Genomic DNA, 11,692 nt, shown 5'->3' on the forward strand with positions numbered 1-11,692 from the left:
AAATCGTTCGACCAAGAATTTCAAAGGTGGTACCCGCCACGTGATTTATCCGTGGAATCAATCCAAAATCTAAAATCCAAAATCCTCAAGCCCCCGCATTTATCCGTGGGGTCGCCTCTAAAATCTAAAATCTACAATCTAAAATCTACAATCTAAAATCTACAATCTAAAATCTACAATCTACAATCTACAATCTACAATCTACAATCTACAATCGATTGACTAGCCCATAATTAGGTTTGTTTACTCCGCTCCTTGACTAGGGGGCAAAACGATGTGTTTTTTTGTTTTACCCCAAACATAGCCACATCAATCCCCCGACAAGGGAGCATATTTACCCTGTACAAATCCCACTAACTTGCCAGAAATAATCTCAGGTATATGAGCCTCCAACCAGTCTGTAATCTTCGGTTTTTTATCAAAGCTGGGTCTTCTTTGGGGTGGTTTTTGAGTTGTTTTTCAGCTAATACCTGCGTGGTTAAACCGCGAAAGTCGGAATTGCAATAGTTTTTAATTGTTTGGTATATTTTTGATAATAGTATCCGATCGCAATTAAAGCTGAAATGAGGAGCGATCGCACAAACTCGGTTTTGTAAAAAAATGGGGTTTTTACAGGTGGCATTAATGGCGAGGATTGGTGGCGATCTGCTGCCAATAGCACCTGCAATTGACACAAGCCTCGACGAGGGATCGTTGACGGGGGTAAAAGTTGTGTTGGGAAAAAACTTGACATCAGCGGGTCATTGAAAGTAAAAATAAATAAAAGCAATAAAAACAATGAGGCTTTATCTTTGATTCGCGATCGGCAATCGGCAAGTAGGGCATTGAGAAGTGGCTATCCCCTAAAACAATTTCTGCTAAAATACATCCGGTAATATACGGAATATCTAGGATTTTTTCGCAAGCTAAAATATAAAATCAAAAATCTAAAATGGCAACAGCTATTCTTGAGCTGGAAATCTCCAAACTCCCGCCAGAAATTACGGTTGAGGAGCGTTACAGCAAAGCCTTGGTTTTAATTCGACTGCACGGAAAACCGATCGGCCAAGCTCTATTATCGCTCGTCGGAGGTCGCGCCGACGGCTCCCAATTGCGGGAAACACTGATGAACGCTGCGGGGGACAACCTTTGGAAAAATTGGCTCTACGATACCCTCGCATGGGACGAACGCGGGCCTGTGCAGGCAATGCCACTCGCCACAGTAGCGGTTTGCACGCGCGATCGCCCGGAAGATTTGCGGCGCTGTCTAGACGCGCTGATGCAGATCCCAGACGAGGGTCAGGAATACTTAGTAATTGACAATTGTCCCAGCACGGACGCTACCAAGGAACTAATCAAAAATTACCCGCAAGTCCGCTATGTGCGCGAAGACGTACCAGGCTCCAGCGCTGCCCGTAACCGAGCTTTACGCGAAGCTAAACATGAATTCGTAGCCTTTACAGATGACGATGCAGCTCCCGATCCGAACTGGCTGCGATCGCTCTTGTGGAATTTTAGCGATCCGCGAGTGATGTGCGTCACGGGGCTGGTGATGCCCTTGGAACTGGAAACAGAAGCGCAAGAATGGTTCGAGTGGTACAGCCCGCACGGGCGGGGATTTGAGCGCCGAGTTTTTGATGGGGCGCAGTGCAATCCTCTGATTGTGCATCTTGTGGGAGTTTCGGCGAGTATGGCTTTGCGGAAAAGTTCGATCGACTACATTGGCCTGTTTGACGAAGCTTTGGGGGCGGGAACACCCACAGTGGGTGGCGAAGACTGTGAACTCTTTGCCCGCATTTTGCGCGCTGGTTACTGCATTGTCTACGAGCCGAGAGCATTGAGCTGGCACCGCCATCGCCGCACTTGGGAAGAATTGCAAAAAACGCTCCGAGGCTACGGAATCGGAGTCTATGCTTTCTGGACGCGGATGTTTGTAATCAACAGAGAATTCAGTGTGCCTCTATTAGCTTGGGGATGGCTGCGGTATAAGCAAATTCCTGAATTAATTGCTTCTTTGCGAAAGCAACCGGATGCGGTTCCGAGGGATTTGCTGTGGGCTCAATTCCGGGGCTGCATTAGCGGGCCGATGGCTTATTTTGCTTCTCGGAAGTTGTTACAAAAAATTAAGGGGAGCAATGAATAGGGATTTTTAGATTATTTTTAACGGCAGATGAAGGGAGATGAAATGCAGATGAAGTTAATTGTTGTAATGTAAATATGGAAAATCTAACAGTTAGCATAATTATTCCTAGCCACAATCGAAGTTCTTCGCTGCGGCGCGCTCTTGATGCTTTGCACTCGCAGACTTATCCGATCGACCTGATGGAAGTTATTGTAGTGGCAGATAGCTGCATTGACGATACTTTGGCAATGCTACAAGACTACAAAGCTCCGTTTAAACTGCAGGTGATCGAGGTAAATTGCCGGAGTGCTTCGATCGCCCGCAATACGGGAGCGGCTTCGGCTACCGGGAAATTGCTGCTGTTTCTCGACGACGATATCGAAGCGCTGCCACTTTTGGTGGAAAGCCATGCGCGGGTTCACCGAGAGCGTCCGGGAGCGGCTGTCATGGGCCCCTATCCGCCTAAGTTGCACGGAGGAACTACGTTTTTTGACGTGGAAGTGCGCTCGTGGTGGGAAGAGAAGTTTTATCAGATGAGCCAGCCGGATCACCGATTTACTTATCAAGATTTGCTCAGCGGCAACCTTTCTTTGGATGCAGAACTGTTTGGTCGTCTCGATGGGTTTGATTCGGCTTTTGGGAACTGCGGCGGAGAAGATTACGAGTTTGGGGTGCGTTTGCTGAAAGCTGGTGTACCTTTTGCTGTAGCGGGGGATGCTGTGGGCTATCATTACGAACACGAAACTAATAATCTCGATCGCTCTTTCCGCCGATGTCGTCAGGAAGGGCGATCGGATGTTTTGATCGGCCGCCGACACCCGGAACTTAGACCGATCATGCAGGTAGCAGCCTACGAAACTGCTTACTCGCTGGTAGATAAAATTGTGGTGGCGGTCACGTTTTTTTGGCCGGCTGCTGTGGATTGGCTGGCCCGGGGACTGAGGAAATCTCTGGATTTACTCGAAAGCTTGGGGATGCGGGGAACTTGGCGGTGGTTGCGGTCAAAATTGCGCGGTTATTGGTATTTGCGGGGTGTCATTGATGAGTTAAAAAGTCGCTCTGCTATTTCTAGTTTTATGCAAGGAGGCCCGGCCCGTGCTGATTTGGGCGGATATGAAATTAACATTGATTTGCAGCAAGGTTGGGAAGCGGCAGAAAGTCTGCTGGATGCGGAACGACCGGCTGGGGTTTACCTGTATTACGACCAACTGACAGTCGGCCACATTTTTCCGCAAGCGGGCGCGGAACCGCTGCGGGGCGCTCACTTGCGATCGATTCTGGCGCTTCACTTTGCTCAACCGCTGGCTGGGGCGATCGCGGTTAACGGTTTGCCCCGCACTGCTGAAACGCTTGAAGAAAAGCCTTTAGTTGCTTTTGAAACTTACGAGTTAGCAATTAAGAGCTAAGTAAATAGGTGCACATAAAGATTACAGGATTCGGGCAGGTGAGTGCCTTCATATTCTCGCTTATATCTCGTTATGCTTAGCTAAACTAGCCCCTCGAAGATTTTTTTTTTCGTTCATATCTACTGAATTCGGGGAAGTGAAACCAAAAATTCAAACCTCAAAAGTTGGAAAATTGGAAAGTTGCAACCCCAAAGTTAAAAGTCCCAAGTCAAAACTTTTTTATCTAGTGCCCGCTGCAAAATTTTCAGGAGCAAGTAATGGCAATAAAAGTGATGGAAATTGAGTTTACCGAACAGATTAATCCGATTAGGCAACTCGAACAATACGAAGCAGTTCGCATTTTAGTTCGCTACCGGGGACGGCTTCTGGGCTGGGCTTCTGTTAGTAACAATCCCTGGGAACAAACAATTTCCGCTGAGCGAGTGCGACAAACAATTGTGGATCAGTTAGGAAAAGAGTTGGTGCGATCGACTTTAGGAGAGCAGTTCGGCGCTGTTTCTGAAGCAGTGGCGGATCGCCACCTGCCGTCAATTAGCGTTGTCATCTGCACGCGCGATCGCACAGATTTGCTCAAAGGCGCTCTGGAAGCTCTGCTCGCCCTCGACTATCCGCACCGCGAAATTATCGTTATAGACAACGCTCCTGCAACCACCAGCACCGCTGAATTCGTAGCGCGATTACCGGTACGATACGTCAAGGAAGAACGACCAGGATTGGATTGGGCCCGCAATCGCGGGATCGCTGAAGCGCGGCATGAGATTATTGCTTTTACTGACGACGACGTGCGGCCCGATCGCGGTTGGCTGCGGGGTATTGCTGCGGCGTTTGCTGAGCCAGAAATTATGGCCGTGAGCGGTTTAGTCGCGCCGGCGGAACTAGAAACAGAGGCTCAAATTCAATTTGAACTCCGCTACGGAGGAATGCTGCAATACCTCGACAGTTTTAAATTTGATGGTAGCAAGCTCTCGACGCGCGAGTTGCTGTGGGCGAGCAAATACGGGGTGGGGGCGAATATGGCTTTCCGGCGGCAAGTTTTCGAGGCTGTGGGCAATTTTGACGTTGCTCTCGATGTGGGTACTGCGACTTGCGGTGCTGGGGATATTGAGATGTTTCATCGGATTCTGGCGAAGGGATACTCGACTTTTTATGAGCCGAGAGCTTTTGTGTGGCATCGGCACAGACGCAGCGCCGAGGCTTTGAGCCGGCAGTTACAGGACAATGGGCGGAGCTTTGGGGCTTTTTTACTGACGTGCGATCGCAACCGCACTGTGCCGCGTTGGGAAATTTGGAAATTTGCTATGTTTCAGTGGCTTGGTTGGTGGCTGGTGCGCCGCTTGGGGGTTCCGGGTTTGCTGCCGCGCAAGTTGGTAGTCAGCGAGTTACTAGGAGCTCTCGACAGTCCTTTTGCTTACAGAAAAGCGCAGTTGCAGGCGCAGCAGTTAGCTGAGATTGAGCCGGAAGAGCAGCTACAGTCGGAACCGCAGGAAGTTGCCGGAGGTGTGCGATGAGAAGTGCTCCCAGGGTGGGTTACAGGCGCAAAATCGCTCATTTCTTCGATTTACTGCGGGTGTTGGTCGATCGCGATATAAAATTACTTTACAAGCGATCGACTTTGGGGATTGCTTGGACTTTAATCAATCCGCTGTTGCAGTTAGCTGTATTTTCATTTGTATTTCGTTCTGTTGTACCGATTAACGTTCCGAAATTTTCTTCGTTTGCTTTCAGCGGTTTGTTAATCTGGAGTTGGTCTCAAACCGCATTATTTCAAGCAACGGGATTAATTACCAACAATAAAGCGCTAATCAGACAGCCTAATTTTCCCACGGCAATTTTGCCGGTAGTCACGACTATGACGGGGCTAATTCACTTTATGTTAGCTTTGCCCGTGTTAATTATCTTTCTGGCAATTGATGGCGTTCAGCCGAGTGCACTGCTGTTGGTGTTGCCGCTGCTGATGGCTATTCAGTTTATTTTGACAGTCAGTTTGGCTTATCCCCTCGCGGCTTTGAATGTCACTTTTCGCGATACTCAGTACACTTTGGGCGTACTTTTGCAGATGCTGTTTTACCTGACTCCGATTTTCTACGACCTCAACAGCGTCCCGAAACAATTTCAGCCTCTTTATCAGTTGAATCCAATGGTGCCACTGCTGGGAGCTTACCGCGCCATACTGCTCAAAGGTACGCAGCCGGATTGGCTGGCGCTGTTAATTCTTAGCTTGGTTGTGGCTGCTCTTTTGCCGATCGGACTGGGAATTTTTAGACGGCAAAGCAATACTTTTGTGGAGGAATTGTAAATGCGTCAAGCTATTGTTGTCAAGGGTTTGGGGAAACGTTTCAACCGCTACTCTGCCGATCGACCTTATACGATTATGCAGGCCGCTTTGGCGGGTTTTCGGCAGATGAAACCGCAGGCGCGTTTTTGGGCACTGCGGGATATCAATTTCACTGTTTCTCCCGGAGAAATGCTGGGAATTCTCGGCAAGAATGGCGCGGGAAAATCGACGCTGCTGCAACTTGTTGGCGGTATCGGCCAGGCTCAAGAAGGAACTATTGAAGTTAATGGCAGAATTGGCGGTTTGTTGGATTTGGGTGCGGGTTTTCACTCGGATTTAACGGGCAGAGAAAATGTGTTTGTGGGTGCGGTGGTGGCCGGTTTAACTCGTCGGGAAGCGGCGCGCAGGTTTGATGATATTGTTGAATTTGCGGAATTGCAACAGTTTATTGATAGTCCGATGCGGACTTACAGTACCGGGATGCAAATGCGGCTGGCTTTTTCGGTGGCGGTACACACTGATCCAGAAGTGCTGTTAGTTGATGAACATTTGTCGGTTGGTGATGTGGCTTTTCAAAATAAATGTTTGAACAGAATCACCGAGTTTAAGAATCAAGGCTGTGCGATTGTTTTGATTTCTCACAACGCGGCGCAAATTCATAAACTGTGCGATCGGGCTTTGTGGCTGAAATCAGGTGAAATCGTGGCTTACGGGGAACCGGAAGTGGTAGTCGGTCAGTATTTGTCGGAAATGCGCCCAGCCACCGAAAAACGCACTCCCATGCGTCCTCCTGAAGTGACGAGTACGGGTTCACAACTGCGAATCAATGACAATCGCTTCGGTTCTTTGGAAGTAGAAATTACGGATGTTAAAGTGTTGCCGGATGATGAGATAAACAGTGGCGATTCTATTACTGTGGAAATTCATTATTCTGCCCCGAAGCCAATTTCGGGTGCTATTTTTGCCGTCACAATCAGCCGGGAAGACGGTCAAAGTTGTTTTGAGACTAATACTAATCAAATGGGCAGATTGCTGCCGCTGGCGGAAGGTAAAGGCACAATCCGCCTGCACGTAGACAGGCTGGATTTAGGCAACGGTCAGTATTATGTGAATCCTGGGGTTTACGAGAAGAGTTTTGCTTACGCCTATGATTATCATTGGCACCTTTATCCGCTGTATGTGCGATCGACTGTAAGCCAAAAAACGATTCTTTGTCCGCCCTACCGCTGGGAATTTGATGGCAAGATGCAGGTTGCGGATTTACCCGAACCAGCCGAAAAAGTTCACGCATTTAATAATGATAATCCCGCCTATGCCAAGATTTTGACTCAGTTGGAAAATAAGCAGGAACCAGACTTTTTAATTATTGGCGCTCAAAAGTGCGGCACTGAGGCTTTGTGTGGTTATCTGGAAAATTACTTGCAAATTCTTAAAGAAGGTGCGAGGAGAATTCAGTTTTTTGATTTGAATTTTGAGCGGGGTGTTGATTGGTACAGCAAGCAGTTGACTCGCAGCGTAACTGGTGACAAGGTGTTGCTGTGGGAGATGACTGGTTACTATATTTATCATCCGTTGGTGGCCGAGCGGGTTTACAAGTGTTTCCCGGATGTTAAGCTAGTTGTAATGCTGCGAAACCCGGTCAAACGAGCTTGGCTGCACTATCATTTAGAAGTGGCGATCAGTTGCGAAAAGCTGGATTTTGAAAAGGCGATAGCTTCGGAGCCCGATCGCCTAAAAGGTGAAATTGAAAAGATCAAAGCCGAGAAAGATTATTACAGTTTCAACCACCAACATTATTCTTATTTGTCGCGAGGAATTTATGTCGAACAAATCAGGAATTGGCTCGATTATTTTCCGAGGGAACAGTTGCTAATTCTCAAAAGCGAAGATTTTGAGGCGAATACCGATAAAGTTTTTTCGGAAGTGTTAGATTTCTTGGATATTAGTGCGATCGTAAGTAAAGAATATGAGATGAATACGAGCGAGGAGTACAGCAAAATACCAGCAGAAATCGAACAACAATTGACAGATTATTTCAAGCCTTACAATCAGGAGCTTTCTGATTTGTTAAAACAAGATTTTACTTGGAGTTAGAATTGGTAGGTTGGGTTCCGAGAACAAAACCCAACCTACCTCAAAATATACCGTTAATTATAGCAAAATGTTATGAAACGCATATTTCTCGTAGGAGCGCCTCGCAGTGGCACAACAATTCTTCAAAGCTTATTAGCCGCTCATCCCGAAGTTATTTCTTTTCCCGAATCTAAGTTTTTTCACTATTTGCTATACGATCAGTTTGCGGGAAAGTTGCCAGGTAGAATGGAAGCTTTTTTTAAGGATGAGATCAAACGTCCTGAACTTTTGAAAGATTTTGATGACAGCCAAAGTGTGGAAGCTAAAGCTAGTTGGTTTGTGAGAGTTTTGGATGGTTTGGCTGCTGAACAAAAAAAAAGCATTTGGTTGGAAAAAACGCCGGAACACATATATTTTATTGATGACATAGAGCGCTTCTTGCCGAATGCAAAATTCATACATATTTTGCGAAACGGTATGGACACAATAGCTTCTATGTATGATGCTACTAGGAGTTTTAACGAATTGTGGGGCGCTGGTTGGGATTTAAACCACTGTATCAATCGCTGGGAACACGCGATGTTAACTAGCAACAAATATATTAATAAATATAATCATATATTAGTTAAATATGAGGAGCTTTTAGATAACAAAACACAAATCTTAGGAAAGATTTGTCATTTTATGGGCATTGAATATGACGAAACAATGCTCGTTAATTATCAAGAAAAAGCCGCAAAGCTAAGTTTGAATCTACCTTGGCACAAAGGAATTGAGAGAGATGTCAAAAGTAGTAATGTTCACAAATATCATAAAATTTTCACTCGAAATGAAATCAGATATATTTTAGATAAAATTCAGCGATTCAAGGGTGAAATAGCCTGGAAACTTACGGTGGAAGTGACCGAACCAATTTCGGATATTTACGCTTGGCAAATATGCGATCGCCTGTCCTGTACGATCAAACTAGAAGGAATTCAACTTGGTATTATTGAATTGCCGATTTGCGATGGTATGGTTGTGGCTTCGGTGTTGGCGGATGCGGTTGCAGCCCAGTTTGCTTGGCAAATTCTCGATCGCTTCTTTCAACGCAATCGCTGCGAAAAAGGCAATAAATTGTGGGAAACTTTGCTGGAACCATTGCACCCTAAACATGATTCGACGCTATTTTTGCAAGAATTATGGGGGCGTCCGCATTGGCATTTGAAGGATTTCTACAAGCCAGAAATAGCAGAGGATGTTCCAACAATTACCCTCGAAAAAGATTTGATGGCTGTAGAAGTTAGCGAGGAATTTGCTAATATAAAAGTTGAGCTTTCTGAAATTGACGTGCTGGTAAAAGTAGGCGGCGTTGCTGTCGGTATTGTCGCTGTTGCGGTGGAAAATAATTTTGTTTCGGCTCAAAAATTGCGATCGACAATTAATCGAAATTTTGGTTTTGAGTTGTGCGTCGCCGCCGTGCGAGAAGCTTTGGTGGGAAAACCACTCAACGGCAAACAATGGCTACGATCGCGCTTAGCCTCTTGTGCTCAACAAAGGTCTAATTTGCCCGACTGGTTGAATGCACCGGGTGCTGGGGGCATTTACCCGCCAAATGCGGTGATGTTCGGCAGGCGATCGGGTGCGATCGGGACAAGTGTCAGCCGTCGCGCCTCACTCCCGGCGGCGGCGCTGCAGGAAATCGAGTCAGCGGCGGCAATCGCGGGGGAACCGACAATGCAAATTCCCCCAGAAAACGAGTTTCCAAAGCAAGTATTTTACGCACCGGAAATCATTGACTCAAAATCTTCTTATCGGGAAGTTTCTCACTCGGTGAAACCTCAAGTTTTTGACAATCATAGCCGTACACAAAAACTCCCGATTCTCTCCTACCGCCGCATTTCTCCTGACGGTTTAGACGCAGTTACTCCCCAGATTTTTGAACAACAGTTACACAATCTCAAAAATCTGGGTTATTACAGTGCGAGTTGGGAAAATTGGCGAACCGCAAAACTGGCTAAAACTCCTTTACCCGGTAAAGCTGTATTGATGACATTTGATGGTGGCTATCTAGACTTTTTCCAATATGCTTGGCCTCTGCTAAAACGCTTTGATTTTACAGCAACTGTTTTTCTCGTAGCGGAGTCAATAGGAAAGACAAATAGTTGGGAAAAAGCCGAATTTGAAGAAGTGCCGTTAATGGGATGGCCGGAAATTTTGCAACTGCGGGATGCAGGGATTGAATTCGGTTCTATGTCTGCTACTCATCAACCTTTGACTGCATTGTCGCCCACAGAAATTGTGCGGGAGGCAGCCAAATCCCGTGCTATCTTGGAACGGGGATTAGAGAAATCTGTTAAATGTTTTGCTTATCCTTACGGGGATGTCGATCCAATTGTAGCGCATTTAATTGGAGCGAGTGGATATACTTTTGGTGTATCATATCAGTTAAATTTGAGCAGTTTTGAGGATTCTTTATTGTTGCTGCCGCGCATTCAAGTCACCGCAGAAAATGCCTTAAAATTAGCTTAGTATGGTGCGTTAATCAGCGAGATTTTTCCCTCAACTAACAATCTCTCAACGGACGCACCTTACAAGTGAAATTTTTTAATCAATTCCTTGATTTTTCTCTGCAAATAACCGCCTAACCCTCGGGAAATTTTCTCAAATTTATAATCAAATAAAATATCCATAACATCTTCAGTTTTCATATACTTTAAATAAGAAATCATTTTATCGGTTAGTTCATCATTAACATCATCGATATATTTTCTCACCGCCAACCTTTCCGAAATATTCCATTTCTTATCAAACTTGCGGTGCATTTCTGTCTCATAATCCCGAAAATCTGAGATTTTCCCCTCCAAATACCTTTGAATATATTTCCCCGCGATTTGGGCACCATCCATCCCGTGTCTAATCCCTTCGCCACCCAAAAAATTTACTGTCGAAACACTATCGCCGATCGCAATTATATTATCCTTGCAATAAATATCCTTCAAACCAGGACTGTACTTAAGCGTCGAACCGTGTTTGTCAATAATTTTATAATTTGTAGACTTCAGATATTCATCAATCAGTAAATCAATGTATTTTTTAAGGGGTGACAAATGCCTCACCGTTTTCGCATCTAAAAAAATTCGACCCGCACCAACTTTCAACCTGTTTGGTTCCATTGGGAATATCCAGGAATAACCCTTCGGCATCCATTTATCACCCAAAAAGAAGATTAAATCACCGCTGTATTTATTGTAAACTTCTGACTCTACTTCAATTAAATATTCAATTCCAGTTCCCGACAAAAAATCGGGCTTATCATTCTCTTTTTGGTACATAATCGCCCTAGCAAAGCCAGTAGCATCAACCAATACTTTTGTGCTAACTTTGATAATTTTACCGTCGGATAACTGTTTGAATTCTACTATTGTTTCGCCGTTTTCTTGTGAGTGTCGAATGTAGCGATAACCCAGCCAAACTTCACCGCCAAATCGCTCAACTTCGCTGGCCAAAAAGGCTCTAAATTTAGCAAAGTTGAGAACAACTCCCAAGCTTTCGGGAGACTCCCAAGTTTGACTGACTTTGCTAGTTTCAATAGTAAGTTTGTGCCAAAAACTGCCGATAACGGATTCGGGTAAATCGAATTTAGAGAGGGTTTCTAGAGGCGTGGCGGCGCTAGAAAAGTCATTTTTATTAAAATTGTCGTTTTGCTCTGCCAGCAAGACTTTGTGGCCGGATTGGGCTAGGATTCTCGCGCAGTGACCGCCTGCTGGGCCGGCTCCTACTATTACTATGTCAAAACTTTTTAAATTCATTTTGCTTTTAACTCGCTTCCAATGTCAAAATACCCGCCGACATATC

8 protein-coding genes are annotated in these 11,692 nt (G+C 45.6%); 6 read left to right on the forward strand and 2 right to left on the reverse strand.

The genetic code is table 11. From position 1 onward, the window contains the following. Window positions 1–478: 478 nt before the first annotated feature. A complete protein-coding gene (locus QUA36_RS25150) occupies window positions 479–655 on the reverse strand; it encodes a hypothetical protein (RefSeq protein ID WP_333459473.1) in 177 nt (58 codons plus the stop codon). Between the two features lie 276 nt (window positions 656–931). Between QUA36_RS25150 and QUA36_RS25155 the strand changes: the two genes are divergently transcribed. The 6 genes from QUA36_RS25155 to QUA36_RS25180 all read left to right on the forward strand — a co-directional run bounded on the left by QUA36_RS25155 (window position 932) and on the right by QUA36_RS25180 (window position 10,366). Continuing rightward, window positions 932–2,122, forward strand: a complete 1,191-nt coding sequence (locus tag QUA36_RS25155) for a glycosyltransferase (RefSeq protein ID WP_333459474.1) — start codon at window positions 932–934, stop codon at window positions 2,120–2,122. A 74-nt stretch (window positions 2,123–2,196) separates the two neighbouring features. Then, window positions 2,197–3,507 carry a glycosyltransferase family 2 protein gene (locus QUA36_RS25160; RefSeq protein WP_333459475.1) on the forward strand — a complete coding sequence of 437 codons (1,311 nt, stop codon included), beginning with the start codon at window positions 2,197–2,199 and terminating at the stop codon, window positions 3,505–3,507. Window positions 3,508–3,764: 257 nt separating this feature from the next. Next, window positions 3,765–5,015: a glycosyltransferase gene (locus tag QUA36_RS25165; RefSeq protein ID WP_333459476.1), complete on the forward strand. Its 1,251-nt coding sequence runs from the start codon at window positions 3,765–3,767 to the stop codon at window positions 5,013–5,015. Beyond that, window positions 5,012–5,803, forward strand: a complete 792-nt coding sequence (locus tag QUA36_RS25170) for an ABC transporter permease (protein ID WP_333459477.1) — start codon at window positions 5,012–5,014, stop codon at window positions 5,801–5,803. Before QUA36_RS25165 ends, QUA36_RS25170 begins: the two co-directional genes overlap by 4 nt. After that, window positions 5,804–7,876: an ATP-binding cassette domain-containing protein gene (locus QUA36_RS25175; protein WP_333459478.1), complete on the forward strand. Its 2,073-nt coding sequence runs from the start codon at window positions 5,804–5,806 to the stop codon at window positions 7,874–7,876. 72 nt (window positions 7,877–7,948) lie between these two features. Next, window positions 7,949–10,366 (forward strand): sulfotransferase, encoded by a 2,418-nt coding sequence (locus QUA36_RS25180; RefSeq protein WP_333459479.1) that lies wholly within the window; start codon window positions 7,949–7,951, stop codon window positions 10,364–10,366. Window positions 10,367–10,425: 59 nt separating this feature from the next. Here the strand turns inward: QUA36_RS25180 and QUA36_RS25185 are convergent, their stop codons facing one another. After that, window positions 10,426–11,646, reverse strand: coding sequence for an NAD(P)/FAD-dependent oxidoreductase (locus QUA36_RS25185; protein ID WP_333459480.1), 1,221 nt, complete (start codon window positions 11,644–11,646; stop codon window positions 10,426–10,428). Window positions 11,647–11,692: the final 46 nt, after the last annotated feature.

This window comes from Microcoleus sp. Pol10D4, assembly GCF_036701555.1.
Taxonomy (GTDB): Bacteria; Cyanobacteriota; Cyanobacteriia; order Cyanobacteriales; family Microcoleaceae; genus Microcoleus.